This window comes from Pantoea sp. RG18 (assembly GCF_025910075.1).
Taxonomy (GTDB): Bacteria; Pseudomonadota; Gammaproteobacteria; order Enterobacterales; family Enterobacteriaceae; genus Pantoea; species Pantoea agglomerans.
In genome coordinates this window covers 329182-345638 of the sequence record NZ_JAPCIL010000002.1, presented here as the reverse complement: position 1 = coordinate 345638, position 16457 = coordinate 329182, and the positions used below count along the sequence as shown (strand labels likewise).

Genomic DNA, 16457 nt, shown 5'->3' with positions numbered 1-16457 from the left:
CAGCTCCGGTTAAACCAGTGACAGCCAGCTTTGCTTAATCTGATTACCGTCGAATTTCAGCGCGGTCTGTTTCGTTTTTTCGCTCATGGCATAGAACAGCGCGTCATCGCTGGCGAGCTGCTCCATTCGGGCCAGAAACGTGGCTTTGTCGTTCATCGGAACCAGGAAACCATCTTCACCGTGATTGATGATCTCCTGTGGACCGGTCGGGCAGTCATATGCCACTACCGGCAGTGACCAGGATTTTGCTTCCAGCAGCACCAGTGGCAATCCTTCGTAGCGCGAGGTCATCAGCGCCATATCGCTGTCGCGATAGTAGTCGTTGATATTGCTGACCTTACCGACAAACTTCACGCTGTCGGTGATGCCCAGCACCGCCGCCTGGTCATGCAACTGTTGACGCAGTTCACCGTCACCGGCAATCACCAGCGTCCAGTCAGGATGGCTGCGGGCGAAGTCGCGCCAGATATCCAGCATCAGGTCAAAGCCCTTCTGGTTATCCAGACGGCCTACGGCCAGCGCCTGGCGATGACGGGTCTGGCGCTGATAGTCTTTGTAAACCACCGGGTTGGGGATTTGCTTGCTGGGAATGCGCCAGCGGCTGAACACCTGATGATCTTTGTCGGTCAGAACAATCACGCGGTCGTAGTAGCGCAGCAGCAGAAACTTGAGGAACTTAATCGGTTTGCTGAAGGAGTTAATGGCGATGTGTTCGCAGGCGTAGGCTTTGCCCCGCTTCTTCTTCATCGCCAGCAGATTCCAGAAAGCGAACATCACGCTCAGGCGACCCATGCTGATCAGGAAGACGGTATCGAAACCCTCTTCGTGAATCCGGGCAACCGCGCTTTTGATCGGATTGCTCTGCCCTTCAAAGCTGACGATCTGTTTGACGTGCTCAAACGGGTAAAAGGTTTTTCCACTGCCTTCCAGCGAGTAGATGGTGACTTCATGGGTCTCGCCAAGACACTCTGACATGAAGTTACAGATGTTCTCGGTGCCCGCATACGAATAAGCATCTTTGATCACCAGGACAATTTTTTTCATGAAACGCTATCCACCTCAAATTTTAAAGACAATCCTGCCGACAGGCTTAACGATGCTTAAGGGTAAACAGCACACCATTCACCATATACCAGGCGTAATAGTAATAGATTTTTAAAGGATTGTTTTTATAGATAATTCTTAATAATTCAAGGTGCCACTGGGCCGCTTTGTTCTTATTACGGGAAAGGGAATCGCCTAATTCGTAATAGTTGACCAGAATCGTCTGAATTACGCGTGCCTGCTTATAGCGGGTGAATAATTCATACAAAAACAGGAAATCTTCGTGGCCTTTGCGCTGGAAGAAAAGCCCCTGCGGCGGGCGACGGAAACAGACGGAGGAGAAGCAGACGCGATACTGCTTCTTCACAAAGTTTTCCTGCTGCAGGTAAGGTTTGCCGTAGGTAATGTCGTGCTCAGCCTTGCGGGTTTTATAGTGATATTCGGTAATCACAAAATCATCACCGGCCGCGATGGCAGCGACCTGCTGGGTCAGCTTATCCGCATGCCACTCATCGTCGCTGTCGAGAAAGGCAATAATCTCTTCAGTGGCCGCGCGCAGCCCGACGTTTCGGGTCTCTGCTGCGCCCATGTTGACCGCGTTATCCAGAATGGTAATGCGCGGATCCTGACAATGCTCACGCACAAATTCCAGCGAATCATCGGTCGATTTATCGTTGACCAGATAGAGATGCCAGTCGGTATAGTGCTGATTGATAACCGATTGCACAGCGCGTAACACCGTCTGACGTGCATTATACATAGGCATGACAATGCCAACGGTTCCAACAGAAGTATTCATCTTCAACCCTGAATTGATCGTAAAAAGAGTCGCTCCTGGCATCAGGAGCAGAGCGAGGCGCGGCGCGCGTCAGGAGATCGCTTTCTCACCGCCGAAACGTGCTTTGACCTTGTCTTTAACCCGGTTCATAAAATAAGCACGGTTGTCTTTGTTGGTGAGGAAGAAGTAGCGCGCAAAGCTCAGGCTTGCCATCAGCGACTTACCATCCATCTTGTAGCGCAGCGGCAGCTTAAAAGCTTTGTAGGTGTGGATGTCACGCGGGGTCAGATGCGGCTTCATGCTATCGAGCCAGAACATCGAGTAGTTCACCGATTCGCCTTTGTGTTTCGAGCCAAACTTAGTGACCAGGTGGTAGTTCGCCAGCGGTGCGGCGATCATCACAAAGTCATAGCCCATGCGGTCGGCACGAATGCAGAAATCATAGTCCTGATGACGGATGTAGCGGGTATCGAACTGAATTTTCGCCGCGTCTTCCCGCTTCAGCACAATGGTGCTGGTCTGGATAAAGCCGTAGCAGCCGAACAGATACTCCGCGACCGTTTCATTGTTGCCTGGCGGCTGCATCGGCATCACTTTCAGGAACGTGCCATCCTGATAGATATTCACCTGGCTGAAAATGACGAAATTCTTTTTGCCCTGCGCGTCCAGCTGAGCAATTTTTTCGCTCACCTGCTGCAGTTTGTCCGCCGCCCACTCATCATCGGCGTCAAGGAAGCTGACGTAGTCACCGGTCGCCAGCTCAATGCCTTTGTTACGTGCACCGGCTCCGTTGAGTTTGACCTCGGAGAGCACCAGATTGATATCGAGATCCCGGTAGCGTTCGCTGCGCACCACATCCGCCAGCGCGGCGGCATCCGCAGATTTATCATCAACGATGATGACTTCGAAATTGCGATACGTTTGTGCTTTAACGCAATCCAGCGTCGTGACAATCGATTCTGACGCGTTATAAGCCGGAATTACGATGGAGAAACGAATGTCCTTCATTGCCAGCACCTCATTAAAGTAGTTCAAAAATAAACAGTTCATTCGACAACGGTCGATGAAAAACCTGTGTTCTGACCGGCGACCGCCCCTGGGTGAAACTCGTCATCCAGAGGCGGTCGTCAGATTGATTAGTGGATCAGCCAAAACTCCCGCGCCACTTCATAACCGGTAACGGCCTGTTTGGTTGAAATGGTGTTGTAGTAGAGGTAATAGAGCAGGAAGAACACCAGCATGGCATACAGCGCTGGCTTCCAGGATCGCCTTGCCTGATAAATCAGCGAGGTCAGGATGATCGGCTCAACCTGCTGCAGATAGTTGGACAGGCGCGAACCTGACGGGAAGTTGTACAGGAAGATCCTGATCGCCCCGCCGATGGCAAAACTTAAAATCAGCAGATAGTTAAGGCGATACTGGGCGTAATTCTCGCGCTTCAGCTTATCGGTCAGCATGAAATAGAAGAAGACGAACACCAGCATGATGTTTTTCAGGTTCGATACGGCCAGGATGCTGCCACCCATTGCATAGGAGGGGTCATTGTTATAGCCCGATGCCCTCTCTCCCAGCGATCCCAGATGACCGGCAATCAGGGCAATAAAGCCCGAGCCACCCACAACCGATAGCGGCAGACTGGCAACGATGATAATGACCGGCCACCAGCGCCAGTCCCGGATAAACAGGAACGGCACAAGCGTCACCACCATGACACCGGTGTTATGGCTCGTGAACGACAGAATAAAGAAGGCAAATGCCCACCAGTAGCGCTTGAGATAGATCGACCAGAGAACGCCAAGGAACAGCGCAGAACTCAGGCCAAAGCGAATCTGGTTAATGTCTTTGTTGATAAAGATGTGCGCCGAATAGAGCACCAGCGCCAGCACCGGATACGGAGACATCTTCCTGAAAAACCAGGTATTGATGGAAACGGCAATGGCGCAGAAGACAAACAGGAAGATGCTGGCATTGTGCGAAAACAGGCTGGTGAGCCAGGCCATCGCAAAAATCAGCGGTTCGTAACGGAAAAACGCAACGGTATTAAAGAAGCCATTAATCTCAATACGTCTTACAAAGTCTTCGAAGAAGCTCCGGTACTGAAAGTCATCCATGCCGGTACCAAGACCGCGTATTCCCCCGAAAATAATCAAAGTCACGGCGGCAAAACAGAGTAGCCAGGTCAGAATATAATTTGTGCGTTCGTCTTTTTTTAGCGCTATTTCAAACAGCGAAAGCAGCAGTAAAAAGCCTGATACATACCAATATGGAGCCATGGTGTGATTCCTTAATTCCACAAGTTCTCATGCCAGCAATAATCACGCTTCGCCTTCCCGACTGGCTTTACAGCGAGTCTGATTGCACGGTCACAAATTGCGTGCGGGCGATGCCTGCTGGTGATGAATTCTGTTGAGTGACGCTCGCCATGCGATTTATAGATGTATCGCTTTTGTGGGTTTGGACAGAATAACCTGTGTAAATTGATGCGTGTCGTCATTCAAAGGGACGATAAAAAGGGGCGGTCAGACCGCCCCCTGTTTTATTGCTCAATGATCAGCTTTTGTTCGTCTTGCCGTAGTCATAGGCGTAGTAGTCATACCCATAGCCATACGCATTAGCGGCTTTGCGCACCACGGCGTTGAGGATCACACCTTTAATCTCAATACCGTTCTGGGCAAAGCGTTTGAAGCTGACGTCTACTTCTTTGGTGGTGTTGGCTTCGAAACGCGCCACCATCAGTGAGGTGCCGGCCAGCTTACCGATGATAGAGGCATCGGTGACGGCCAGGATTGGCGGCGTATCGATTAACACCAGGTCGTAGTTCTTGCTCGCCCACTCCAGCAGCTCACCCATGCGACGATGCATCAGCAGCTCAGACGGGTTCGGCGGAACCTGACCACGTGGCAGGAAGTCGAAACCGTACACGCCCTGCTGAATCAGCGCCGGGCTGAACTCAGTTTTACCGGACAGCACGTTGGACAGACCTGATTTGTTATCTGCGCCCAGCAGTTCGTGGGTATAACCACGACGCATGTCGCCATCGATAAACAGAACACGCTGACCCGCTTTCGCGACCAGGGTCGCCAGGTTGGCACAGATAAAGGTTTTACCAATACCCGGGCTGGCACCGGTGATCATCAGGATGTTGTTTTTCGCTTCCATCATCGCGAAGTGCAGGCTGGTACGCAGGCTACGAATCGCTTCGATGGAGAGGTCAGTCGGATTACCCAGCGCCAGCAGCGTTTCGTGCGGATCGGTTTTCACCTTGCTGCCACGACGCGCCAGGGCTTCGGTATCCTTCTTACGCTGCCAGTCTGACAGTGGAACGCTGGCATAGACATTCATGCCCAGCTCTTCCAGCTGATCCGGGTTCTCGATGCCGTGATGCAGCAGCGCTTTCAGCAGAACCAGACCCACTGACACGAACAGACCGAAAATCAGGCTCGCGGCGATGATCAGCAGCTTCTTCGGTGCAACAGGCGAGTTAGCGGTCTGCGCGCCATCGATGATGCGGACATCACCCACGGTGCTCGCTTTACTGATACCCAGCTCCTGCTGACGGTTCAGCAGCTGCATGTAGATCTCCTGACCAGACTGAACGTCACGGGTCAGACGCAGGATTTCCTGCTGAGTCTGTGGCATGCCAGCAATTTTCTTGTTCAGCTGAGCCTGCTCACCTTCCAGCGTTTTGCGTTTTTCAAGCAGCGCGCGATACGTCGGGTGATCTTTGGTAAACAGCTGAGAGACTTCAGCTTCACGGAAGGTCAGTTCGTTCAGCTGACTCTGCACGCTGACAGAGGAGTCCAGAGCGGATTTCGCTTCCAGTGACAGGTCAACAGATTCGTTCTGACGACGGAAGGTGTTCAGCTTGTCTTCCGCTTCATCCAGCTTGCTGCGCACGGCAGGCAGCTGAGTGCGTAAGAACTCCAGGCTTTTTTCTGCCTGCGCTGACTTGCGTTCAACGTTCTGTAACAGATAGTTATTCACAATCTGGTTCAGCACTTTACTGATCTGCTCTGGATCTTCACCCAGATACTCCAGACCCAGCACGCCGGTATCTTTACCTTTGTCTGCCACGGTCAGGTTAGAGAGCACTGAACGGATCGCCTGCAGGTTATTAAGCTTGGTCACGGTGAAGCTGGTGCCTTCATCAGCGTGAATCTCGCTGACCAGCATGCTGATGTCGCCGTGCGACTCCAGCTGGCCGACTTTACCTTTGAACAGCTCATCGCCATCTTTTGAGACGGTGTAGCTATCCGGACCGGTCACTTCCAGTTCAACGTTACGTTTGTCGATAGTGCGTGGGATTTCCAGGCGCGAAATCGCGATACTGGCGGGTTTGTTGCCCATCAGGCGCGACAGACCTTTACCGATAACCGGGAAATAGTTCTGCTCAACGACGGTATCCAGACCCAGATCGTCAACGGTTTTGCCGATGACCATACGGGATTCCAGAATCTCGATTTCCGTATCAGAGGCTGGTGTCGGTGGCAGAATGCTGTCAATTTCGTTCAGAACGGTGCTGGCATTCTTCTGCTCAACCTGAACTAACGCATCTGCGCTATAAATGGGTGTTGCAAACAGTGTGTAGAGTGTTCCCGCCAGCATGAAAAAAGCGGTAACGGCAACAATGATCCAGCGATGATCAATTAGCTGTCCCACAAGATGCGCCAGATCCCATCCATTCGAATCCTCTCCCGGCGCGGTTCTGACCTTATTTTTTATATTCATGGATAATCCCAACTATCGGCTTAATACGTTCACCCACTTCTGGGTAGCGTTTTCCAGTAATCCGTAAATCTCTTCAAAGGCCTCACGGCTTTTTCTGTACGGATCCGCAATTTCTTTCTGATTGAGCCAGTGCCCAAGCAGCATGGTTTTGCCACGCGCGGCCGGGTCGATGCGATTCACCTGTTCAATATGTCGCTTTTCCATCACCAGAATCAGGTCAACGTTGCGGCACATCTCTGCCGTCAACTGTTGCGCCTCATGTCCTTCCAGCGACAGACCCTGCGCAGCAGCGACTTCAGACGCCGTCTTGTCGGCCGGGTGGCCGACCAGCGCCCCCAGGCCAGCAGAGCGAACGTCTAAATCAGGCAGCGCACGTTTAAACAGGCGCTCTCCGGTAGGAGAGCGGCAGATGTTGCCGACGCAAACGACTAACACGGACTTAATCATGACGGGACCTTAATTACCCCAGGTACGGATACGCGATGCGGCCTGTGTTGCATCGTTGATACCTGCGATGGTCGGTATCAACTGCCCAATCACACGGTTCCAGCGCGTCAGCGGCGTAGAGGTGACATAAACGATGTCGTAAGGCTGGAGCTGGAAATCGGTTCCCATCACCATGGATGCCGCATCTTTGGTGTTCAACTGATAGATGTTGGCAATCTTGTTGCGATCGGTGCCGTGCAGTGGACGGATAACGAATACACCGGTGGCGTCAGAGGTGGTTTGATCCATCCCGGCCGCATTGCCCAGTGCTTCCGCCAGCGTCATGCCGCTACGGTCCATTTTCAGGGTGGTCTGCTGCTTCACTTCACCCATCACGAAGATTTTCAGATCATCGTTACGCGGAACGTAAAGAATATCGCCTGGATAGAGGAGGTGGTTCTGGCTCAGGTCACCATTCTGCATCAGTGCCTGCAGAGAGATGCGCTGTTCACGACCGTTGTGCGTCAGCACCACGTTGCGCCAGTCAGCATCAGCGGCCAGGCCGCCAGCGGCGTTGATCGCATCCAGCACCGTCAACGGAACGTTGGTGATGGGCTGCTGACCAGAAGTGGTCACTGAACCCGTCACATAGGTTTTCTGTGATTTGAACGAGGCGATGCTGACATCAACCTGTGGGCTTTCAATGTACTGAGCCAGACGACGTGACACTTCGTCACGCACTTCGCCGACGGTACGGCCCGCTACACGCACACGACCGATGTAGGGATAGAAAATGGTGCCGTCAGAATGCACCCAGTTACCGGTGTCGCTGGCGCTACGGTACTGACCCGCTGGGGTGGTCAGTTCCGGGTGGTCCCAGACCGTTACGGTCAGGACATCGCCCACACCGATACGGTATTCGTAGTTCTGAATTTCGTTCTGCAGGGCAGGATTCGTCTGAGCCACCAGTGGCTTCGGACGCATCCTTTCAACCAGTGAAGGCGTTAACGGGAAGACGTTGACATATTTATCGATGTCAAAGTTGCTATCCTGCTGTTCAACAACATCTTTTCCTGATGTAGAAAGGTGAGAACCTGGTTCGATCGTACACCCGCTAAGGAATGTGGCGGATACCAGCAAGGGTATCAATTTCATTTTGATTGTAATCATTTAGATCTTCGCTATCAGTTATTTATTGATAGAGGCGAAACCGCCGCTGTGTAAGCGTCCAACAAAAAGTAAATCCTACCTGACTTAAGCACTGAACCTGTCGTTCATTATCCTTGCTCCACTTGTTATAAGTAGCGGCCATCTACCAGGGTGTACCCTGAACGCCACGCATCATAGCGGACTATGGATGCACAGCGATATCCCTGATGATGGCCACTATCAACGACACGCCTGACAACGGCAAAACACCTCTGAGCGCGCATTAACGCGCTCATTCCGACTCACGATTAATAGGCACCATCGCGTTTCAACACCACGCCCACTGTTTTAAACAGAATCGCGATGTCGTTCCACAGTGACCAGTTTTTCACGTACCACGAGTCGAAATAGACGCGGGTTTCATAGTCAACATCATTACGACCGCTGACCTGCCACAATCCCGTCATGCCTGGCTTTGCCATCAGGTAATAATCAACATCACCGGCATAACGACAGAGTTCATCTTCAATGACCGGACGCGGTCCGACCAGACTCATATCACCGCGCACCACGTTCCAGAGCTGAGGGAGCTCATCGAGGCTTGTTTTACGGATGAAGTGGCCCACTTTAGTAATACGTGGATCATTTTTGAGTTTGAAATCTTTATCCCATTCCGCACGGGCAATCGGATCAGTGCGCAGCACCTCTTCCAGCACTTCTTTTGAATTAATGACCATCGAGCGGAATTTCAGGCATTTGAATTTACGGCCATTCATTCCCACACGCTCGTGACCATAAATCGGTGGTCCACCGTCACGACCCACCAGGAAGCCCAGTACCAGCAGCGCTGGCATCAGCATCAGGATAATCGAGAGCGCACCCACGATATCGAATGCCCGCTTCAGGAAGCGCGACGTGCGTTTAGCCAGGTTGTTCTGAACCCGCAGGATCATCACTTCATGGCTGAAGATATAGGCCATGTCGGTACCGTAGAGCGGTACACCACGCAGGGTTGGGATCACTGACACTGAACGGCAGTTGTGCATCGCCAGCGATTTAAGCCAGACATCACGGTACTGACTCTGCTCATACTCAACCGCAACGATAAACTGCGTTTCGCTGTTGGTGAGGCTCCAGAGCTCCTGCTCGTCGCGCAGCACCGGCACGCCGTTCATGATCTCCTGCGGACAGGTTCCATCAACGTCATAGAAGGCGATAACGTCAAAACCCATGACCTCTTCGCTTTGCAGCGCCTGCCAGGCTTCGTGCGCATTTTTGCTGCTGCCGATAATAATGGTCTGTTTTTTCCACAAGCCATTTTTATTCAGCAGACGTTTAGAAAGCGCGCGGCAGGTCGGAATTAAAATCAGCGCCAGGATCCAGGTCAGTAACCAGACGAAACGCGACATCTGCCACTGCGACAGGGCGGTAATCGACAGGTCGATAACAGAAAATATAAGAATGGTACGAAAAACTTCTTTTAATTCGAACCAGAAAGGTTTGCGGTAAGTGTAGTGACGCAGCCTTACCCAGAACCAGCCAATACAAATTACCGACAGACAAATGTGTGTGGCAATTTTTAAATTCATTTCTTTTTCAGAAATATCTGCCAGCGGCGAATCTGACTGCAAATTAATTAGCATCATCGCCAAAAAGAACGCTGCGTTGAAACAAATTAAGTCTGAACATGCCAGCATTAATTTGGTAATAAGACTTTTAAACGTAAATTCTGTATCGCGCATATTTAACTCTTTATTTTATTTCCTTAAACCCGCAACGGCTATCGCCTGTTTAATCATTAAGCGACGAAACCTCTCCAGAGTGAGCCGTTTCTAAGGGGAGCTCCTGCGGCGTTTACGCCAATGATCTTAACCATGAAACCAATAATATCGTGATGAATACCAACAGATTACTCTGACTTAACCACCGCCAGCGCTGCTCACTTTATCAACAAAAACGCGATTCGGGCACGCTACCGCCCTTGGCTGTCGCTGCCAATATCGCTGTCATCATTCATAATGCTCCCCGTAATGTGTTAGCGTTACCGCAACGCATCATACAGACGTTCACAGGCGAATTACTCATTCGTGACATTGCGATTAATGTCGAATAGGTACGCAGATTACGACTCTGGGGCAGAGTTTGCTAACTTGTTGCTATACTAGTTATTACTGGCTTGTTTACAAGCAGGTCCCGCCATCCCTGGACTATTTTAGGAAAAAGACTACCAGCAATTAGTATTGAGGCCTGACGGGCAGTGCAATCCTTTCTTCACAATTCGGATTAATGCCATACTCCCGATGAGATAAATCGCATAAGCCCGACAGGTGAATATCTCTTTCCTGTCAGCCAATGACTAAGAATTATCTCTACTGCGCCCTGTGAAGTTAATCAAAGCGTCACACTATTATGTTCATATTTTGCACGATATAGCGCGGTTATCTGAGAACATGCCCCCTGCCCTGCCATTTGTACGTGGCTTCGCACTCCACTATCATCAGAGAAAACTCAATTTAAGACATTCAGGTGAACAACGCATGCTGGAGGTAATTGCAGATCCCTCGCTATGGGCGGGATTAGTAACGCTAATCCTTCTGGAACTGGTTTTAGGCATCGACAATCTGATCTTCATCGCCATCCTGGTGGAGAAGCTTCCAGGGCCGCTTCGCGACCGCGCGCGCGTGATTGGACTGCTGCTGGCGTTATTGTGCCGATTATTGCTGCTGGCATCGCTTTCCTGGCTGGTTACGCTGAAAGAACCCTGGATTACGCTTGCGGGCCACCCCTTCAGTGCGCGCGATTTACTGCTGCTGACAGGCGGGATTTTCCTGCTATTTAAAGCCACCACAGAGTTGAATGAGCGTCTTGAAGGGGATGATGAGGCCTCCGGTCAACAAAAAGGCGGCGCTAAATTCTGGCCGGTGGTGGCGCAAATCGTGGTGCTGGATGCCATCTTCTCGCTGGATGCGGTGATTACTGCCGTCGGCATGGTTAATGACTTACCGGTCATGATGATTGCGGTCACCATCGCCATTCTGCTGATGCTGCTCGCCAGCAAGCCGTTAACCCGCTTCGTGAACAACCATCCAACGATTGTGATCCTCTGCTTAAGCTTTCTGCTGATGATCGGCTTCAGCCTGGTGGCGGAAGGCTTTGGCTTTGTGATCCCCAAAGGCTACCTCTATGCGGCAATCGGCTTCTCGGTGGTCATTGAGGCACTGAACCAGCTGGCGCACTTTAATCGTCGTCGGGTGCTTTCGGCCGGTCGTCCGCTACGCCAGCGCACGGCGGAAGCGGTGTTACGGCTGCTGCGCGGCGCGGCAGAACCGGCGGAGCTGGATGCGAAAACTTCGTCACTGATTGCTGACAGCGATGACAGCATGCTGTTTAACCGGCAGGAACGGGTGATGATTGCCCGCGTACTGGGCATGGGTCAGCGCCACATTAACAGCATCATGACCTCGCGCCACGACGTCGAACATATCGATCTCAGTGATGATCCGGCAGAGATTATGTCGCGCCTCGACCGCAACCAGCACACGCGAATACTGATTACGGATCACTCCAGCGAACCGCTGGGCGTGGTTCACGTTATCGATCTGCTGCACCAGTCACTGCACCACAATTCCCTCGATTTACGCGCCCTGATTCGACAGCCGCTGGTCTTTCCTGAACGGCTGACGGTGCTGCAGGCGCTGGAACAGTTTCGTCAGGCCCATACTCACTTCGCCTTTGTGGTTGATGAGTTTGGTTCGGTGGAAGGCGTGGTGACGCTGAGCGATGTAATGGAGACCATCGCCGGCAATCTGCCGAATGAGGCGGGTGAAATCGATGCTCGCTACGATATTCAGATTCAGGATGAAGGTCACTGGATTGCTAACGGTCATATGCCGCTGGAAGATCTGGCGCTCTACGTGAAATTGCCGCTCGATGAGCAGGGTGACTATCATACGCTGGCGGGATTACTGATGGATAAGCTGCAACACATCCCTCAGGAAGGCGAAGTGTTGCAACTGGGTGACTATCTGCTGCGAACGCTGCAGGTCGAAAATCATCGGGTGCAGAAAGTCGAGATCCTGCTGCAGCACGATATCAGTTACGAGGTCTGAGCGATTAGCAGGCAGAATGGAATGCGCCCGCTACGGGCGCATGATTTTCTTCAGGTTCTCTTTGTTCTCGCCCTCTTTCTGGCGATCGATCCACTGATTCAGCCGTGATTTCGCTTCACTCTGCAGCCGGTTACGCAGAACGTCATCCACCGGCAGAGAGTATTGCAGGCTGTCCCAGCGACCATACATGCGCAGCGGAACCGGCTGACTGGAGAGCGCCTTCACCAGCGCATCATCGCCATGCCAGCCGCTGATTTTCAGCCCCAGGGTCATATCCAGCTGTTGCTGCACCATGTCAACTTTGCCCGCACCCTGCAGGCCCAGATTCTGTCCGTTGCCATTGATATCGCTGAAGCTGAGTACGCCCTTATTCAGCGCCACCTGTGCGCTAATCGACTCAATCCCCTCATCCACCGCCTGATCGCTGCTGACCTTATCGCTGACCCGCGCCACGGCACGCTGCACCATCTGCTGCAGATTCAGCTGTGCCAGCTTCAGGTTGCTGGCGCTGATGGTCGCCCTGCCCTGCCAGCGACGTTTGGCTGCTTCGACCGTCAGCGTATCACCCGACAGGTCGCCATCCAGACTCAGGTTCCCCTGCACACTTTCCGGCAGTTCAAACGCTTTAAGCAGCGGCTGAATCGCAATTAAACGGAGTTGGGGTTTAAGGCTGACCCGCGTCTCTGGCTGACGGATATCGATACTGCCGGGAATGGAGAAGCTGCCATTGCCCAGCTTGCCGCTGAGCGTCTTCAGCGTCATCACTCCCTGCTGATTGCTGGCGTTCACCGAAAGACTGGTCAGAGAGAGTCCGCGCCATACCGCATTGTCAGCCTGTAACTTCAGCGCCAGATCCAGATCATTCAGCGGAGAGTCGGCGTTGCTGCGTTCCCGCGGCGCAGCAATCACCGGCGAACGGGCCACGGTGGCGTGCTGCACGCCAGGTACGTCAGAGACGGACGCACTGGTGAGTAAATTATCGACGTTAAGGTTGCTGGCTTTCAGATCCAGCGCCAGCTGCTGCGGTGGCGCAATATGGCCACTGCCCTGCCCGGTCAGGGTGCTGTCATTGGCGGTGAGCTGCAGATTACTGAAGGAGAGCTGCTGGCGGTCACCATCCCACTCGCCCTGCAGGCTCAGCGAGCCTTTGATCCCCTGTGCCGGAATATCGGCGCCGGACAACGTGTAATCAAGCTGCTGCAACTGGCCGCTGAGGCGATGGGGATATTGCGCGGCATCCAGCTGGCCTTTGAGATTCAGTGTGGCGTTGCGCTGGTTGCGCATCAGCGTGGTGCTAAGCGACAGCGTCGCCAGCTTGTTCGCGTCCTGTTCCATATTAATGTTGAGGTCGCGGAAATTATACTCGTCGCCGCCTGGCTGCTGCCAGATCAACAGACTGTCTGCTACCCGCAGTTTAGCGATATCAAATGACCAGCCGCTGGAAGGCGAAGCCGGCTCCGCATCACGCGGACCCTGGGGCGCATTTCTGGCACGCTGCGCGCGGCTATCTGGCGTCACCCGCACTATCGCATTTTTCAGCATCACCTGGCTGACGCTGAGCTGATGGGATAACAGTGGCCAGAGATCAACATCCAGCCGCATGTTTTCCGCCGAGACCATCGGCTGGCTGGCACCCGGCGCGGTAAGGCTCATCCGGCCGGCCAGAATGCTGAGCTGAGGCCAGACGTGCCAGCGCAGATCGCTGCTGACCTCAAGGCGATAACCACTGCGTTGTTCGACCTGCTGCACCATATAGGCACGAAAGTCGTTGGGATTGACCAGCAGCACCAGCGCGCTCATTCCCGTTACGACCACCACTAACAGGATGGCCAGCGTGGTTATCACTCTTTTCATTACATCCTCAGATCAGTCTTTGTCGATACGGCTGGCATCAGCGCCCTGCTGACCGCGATATTTCGCATCTTCACGCCGGTTGTAGGGACGCGCAGCCGGGCCTGAAAGCGGTTCAAAACTCAGCGCGCCGATCAACATGCCGGGACGCAGAGCCAGCGGCAGTTTACCTGAATTGTAGAACTCCAGCACGATACGGCCCTGCCAGCCAGGATCGATGCGGTGAGCCGTAACGTGTACCATCAACCCAAGTCGCGCCAGCGATGAACGGCCATCCAGCCAGCCGACCAGATCGTCAGGCAGCGTCACGGACTCCAGCGTCACCGCCAGCGCCAGCTCTCCCGGATGGAGGAAAAAGGCTTCGCCATCAGGCAACACGATCTCATCGCTCATGACCCGATCCAGTGCCGCGCTCACTTCCTGTTTCGGGCCGCTCAGATCGATAAAGGCCGCGGTATGACCGCTGAAGGTGCGGAACTGATTACCCAGACGCACATCGACGGTGGCTCCGTTAATGCGCTCGACCGGCGGGCGTGGCTCAATGGCCAGTTTGCCATTGTCCAGCCAGGCTTCAATATCGCGATCGCATAATCTCATTGCGGTAACTCCATGGCATAAGTGTAGCAAACCGGCATGCTTGCCTGCCGCCGGTCTGCACCACGTCCGGACGGACGTGTGTTATTCAAAAAACTGGTTGATTTTCGCCTTGAGGATATCGATGGCGATACGGTTTTTTCCGCCGCGCGGCACAATGATATCGGCGTACTGTTTTGATGGCTCGATAAACTGCAGGAACATCGGACGCACGGTCTTCTGATACTGACTCATTACCGAATCCATTGAGCGGCCACGCTCATTAACGTCACGTTTCATACGACGCATCAGACAGATGTCGAGCGGCGTGTCCACGAAGATAGAGAAGTTGAGTTCCTGGCGCAGACGGGCATCGGTTAACAGCAGAATGCCTTCAAGGATAATGACCTTTTTTGCGCTCAGATGATGCGTTTGCTGGGTGCGGGTGTGCTCAACGTAGCTGTAGACCGGCAGCTCAATATCCTGACCGGCTTTGACCGCCTGCAGATGCTGCAACAGCAAATCATGATCCATCGCGCTCGGATGGTCATAATTGGTTTTAACCCTCTCTTCCATGGTGAGGTGACTTTGATCTTTGTAATAAGCATCTTCCGGGATGACCCCGATATGCTCGCCACCTACCTGATCACGGATTTCACGATAGAGCGTGCTGGCAATTAAACTTTTACCGGATGCGGAAGCGCCGGCAATGCCTACAATCACGCACTGATGAGACTTGTCAGTCATACTTTTTTAAGACCTGATAACTGGAGCCTGCCACTGGTCACACATTACGCGGGCAGCGGACGGGCCGAAATGGAGAGGGTGTGTTCGCGCTAAGTATAGGGATTTCGGCCTTTTGATGCCAGAGAAATGGCGTCGGCGACTTTTCAGACTTTCTCCTTTGGACGCCACTCATTTCACCGATAAACTAGCGGCACACCATACTATAAAAAAAATGGCCTGCGCGGCGCGCTGTTCAGACAACGCGTGTCGCTAACGTGACGACCGAAGATGCATCAGGAGTGGTATGCACTGGAAGACTTTGACCTATTTTGGCGACAGCATGCTGTTGATTCCAACAGCCGTGATTATTGCGCTGATTTTGCCGTGGAAGAGTGATAATCGTCATACGGTCTTTTACTGGATTGTGGCATTCGGCCTGGCTGGCCTGACCGTCAGCATCTCTAAAATTCTGTTTCTGGGGTTTGGCATCGGCAGCGCCCGCTTTAATTTTACCGGTTTCAGCGGCCACAGCGCCATGTCCGCCACGCTGTGGCCGGTCATGCTATGGCTGATTTCCGGGCGCTGGTCCGCGATGTGGCGCATTGCGGCGATTGGGGTTGGCTATCTGATTCCCCTGATGGTCGGTTTCTCCCGTCTGGTCATCCACGCACACTCAAAAAGTGAGGTGGTCACCGGGCTGCTGCTGGGCTTCACGCTGAGCACGGCGTTTCTGATCTCCCAGCGTCGCACCTCGCTCAAAGGCTTCAGCTGGCCGCAGGTCGGTGCTGCGCTGTTAGTGCCGTTTGTATTGATGAGTCACGGTCGTGTCGCCACCACGCAGCAGTTCCTGGAGCGTTTCGCCGCCAGCCTTGCGGGCATGGAGAAACCCTATACCCGCGCCGATCTTTTCCGCCAGTAATCAACGTGCTGGCAATCAATCTTACCGTGCCCGTCAATTCGCCGAATAACGGGCAATATTGATTTCACCCCTTTTTTCTTTGCCGGATGTGCTAGCATGCAGTGAGAGAATGACTGGTGCCTGATTCGCCATTGTGGAGCGCTGCACCCTGCCG

General features: G+C 53.1%; 13 protein-coding genes. 2 read left to right on the top strand and 11 right to left on the bottom strand.

What is annotated here, in order from left to right; genetic code table 11:
- Positions 1-9: 9 nt before the first annotated feature.
- From OK409_RS01995 to wbaP, 8 genes are all read right to left on the bottom strand, one after another.
- Positions 10-1044 (bottom strand): glycosyltransferase, encoded by a 1035-nt coding sequence (locus tag OK409_RS01995; protein ID WP_010670977.1) that lies wholly within the window; start codon positions 1042-1044, stop codon positions 10-12.
- 46 nt (positions 1045-1090) lie between these two features.
- On the bottom strand, positions 1091-1843 hold the full coding sequence (locus OK409_RS01990; RefSeq protein ID WP_010670978.1) for a glycosyltransferase family 2 protein: 753 nt from the start codon (positions 1841-1843) through the stop codon (positions 1091-1093).
- A 69-nt stretch (positions 1844-1912) separates the two neighbouring features.
- Positions 1913-2830: a glycosyltransferase family 2 protein gene (locus tag OK409_RS01985; RefSeq protein WP_033788454.1), complete on the bottom strand. Its 918-nt coding sequence runs from the start codon at positions 2828-2830 to the stop codon at positions 1913-1915.
- A 128-nt stretch (positions 2831-2958) separates the two neighbouring features.
- A complete protein-coding gene (locus tag OK409_RS01980) occupies positions 2959-4095 on the bottom strand; it encodes an EpsG family protein (protein ID WP_010248137.1) in 1137 nt (378 codons plus the stop codon).
- A 277-nt stretch (positions 4096-4372) separates the two neighbouring features.
- Positions 4373-6550: a tyrosine-protein kinase Wzc gene (wzc, locus tag OK409_RS01975; RefSeq protein ID WP_010248139.1), complete on the bottom strand. Its 2178-nt coding sequence runs from the start codon at positions 6548-6550 to the stop codon at positions 4373-4375.
- A 12-nt stretch (positions 6551-6562) separates the two neighbouring features.
- Complete coding sequence (locus OK409_RS01970; RefSeq protein ID WP_010248142.1) at positions 6563-6997, bottom strand: protein-tyrosine-phosphatase; 435 nt, start codon at positions 6995-6997, stop codon at positions 6563-6565.
- A gap of 9 nt (positions 6998-7006) precedes the next feature.
- Positions 7007-8146 carry a polysaccharide export protein gene (locus OK409_RS01965; RefSeq protein ID WP_010248145.1) on the bottom strand — a complete coding sequence of 380 codons (1140 nt, stop codon included), beginning with the start codon at positions 8144-8146 and terminating at the stop codon, positions 7007-7009.
- A gap of 287 nt (positions 8147-8433) precedes the next feature.
- On the bottom strand, positions 8434-9867 hold the full coding sequence (gene wbaP, locus OK409_RS01960; protein WP_010248148.1) for an undecaprenyl-phosphate galactose phosphotransferase WbaP: 1434 nt from the start codon (positions 9865-9867) through the stop codon (positions 8434-8436).
- 795 nt (positions 9868-10662) lie between these two features.
- On the opposite strand from wbaP, the gene OK409_RS01955 reads away from it, so the two are divergent.
- Positions 10663-12234 carry a TerC family protein gene (locus OK409_RS01955; protein WP_264366680.1) on the top strand — a complete coding sequence of 524 codons (1572 nt, stop codon included), beginning with the start codon at positions 10663-10665 and terminating at the stop codon, positions 12232-12234.
- A gap of 30 nt (positions 12235-12264) precedes the next feature.
- Here the strand turns inward: OK409_RS01955 and asmA are convergent, their stop codons facing one another.
- From asmA to udk, 3 genes are all read right to left on the bottom strand, one after another.
- Entirely contained in the window at positions 12265-14088 is a 1824-nt protein-coding gene (asmA, locus tag OK409_RS01950; protein WP_264366679.1) for an outer membrane assembly protein AsmA, read from the bottom strand.
- Between the two features lie 12 nt (positions 14089-14100).
- Complete coding sequence (gene dcd, locus OK409_RS01945) at positions 14101-14682, bottom strand: dCTP deaminase (RefSeq protein ID WP_004571280.1); 582 nt, start codon at positions 14680-14682, stop codon at positions 14101-14103.
- An 81-nt stretch (positions 14683-14763) separates the two neighbouring features.
- Entirely contained in the window at positions 14764-15405 is a 642-nt protein-coding gene (gene udk / locus OK409_RS01940) for a uridine kinase (RefSeq protein WP_010670982.1), read from the bottom strand.
- A gap of 283 nt (positions 15406-15688) precedes the next feature.
- On the opposite strand from udk, the gene OK409_RS01935 reads away from it, so the two are divergent.
- Entirely contained in the window at positions 15689-16303 is a 615-nt protein-coding gene (locus tag OK409_RS01935) for a phosphatase PAP2 family protein (RefSeq protein ID WP_010248160.1), read from the top strand.
- The last annotated feature ends 154 nt before the right edge of the window (positions 16304-16457 follow it).

What these genes read in the sequence shown, in the direction of transcription:
- OK409_RS01995 (WP_010670977.1), bottom strand. Translation starts at nt 1,044, where the DNA reads ATGAAAAAAATTGTCCTGGTGATCAAAGATGCTTATTCGTATGCGGGC.
- OK409_RS01990 (WP_010670978.1), bottom strand. Translation starts at nt 1,843, where the DNA reads ATGAATACTTCTGTTGGAACCGTTGGCATTGTCATGCCTATGTATAAT.
- OK409_RS01985 (WP_033788454.1), bottom strand. Translation starts at nt 2,830, where the DNA reads ATGAAGGACATTCGTTTCTCCATCGTAATTCCGGCTTATAACGCGTCA.
- OK409_RS01980 (WP_010248137.1), bottom strand. Translation starts at nt 4,095, where the DNA reads ATGGCTCCATATTGGTATGTATCAGGCTTTTTACTGCTGCTTTCGCTG.
- wzc (WP_010248139.1), bottom strand. Translation starts at nt 6,550, where the DNA reads ATGAATATAAAAAATAAGGTCAGAACCGCGCCGGGAGAGGATTCGAAT.
- OK409_RS01970 (WP_010248142.1), bottom strand. Translation starts at nt 6,997, where the DNA reads ATGATTAAGTCCGTGTTAGTCGTTTGCGTCGGCAACATCTGCCGCTCT.
- OK409_RS01965 (WP_010248145.1), bottom strand. Translation starts at nt 8,146, where the DNA reads ATGATTACAATCAAAATGAAATTGATACCCTTGCTGGTATCCGCCACA.
- wbaP (WP_010248148.1), bottom strand. Translation starts at nt 9,867, where the DNA reads ATGCGCGATACAGAATTTACGTTTAAAAGTCTTATTACCAAATTAATG.
- OK409_RS01955 (WP_264366680.1), top strand. Translation starts at nt 10,663, where the DNA reads ATGCTGGAGGTAATTGCAGATCCCTCGCTATGGGCGGGATTAGTAACG.
- asmA (WP_264366679.1), bottom strand. Translation starts at nt 14,088, where the DNA reads ATGAAAAGAGTGATAACCACGCTGGCCATCCTGTTAGTGGTGGTCGTA.
- dcd (WP_004571280.1), bottom strand. Translation starts at nt 14,682, where the DNA reads ATGAGATTATGCGATCGCGATATTGAAGCCTGGCTGGACAATGGCAAA.
- udk (WP_010670982.1), bottom strand. Translation starts at nt 15,405, where the DNA reads ATGACTGACAAGTCTCATCAGTGCGTGATTGTAGGCATTGCCGGCGCT.
- OK409_RS01935 (WP_010248160.1), top strand. Translation starts at nt 15,689, where the DNA reads ATGCACTGGAAGACTTTGACCTATTTTGGCGACAGCATGCTGTTGATT.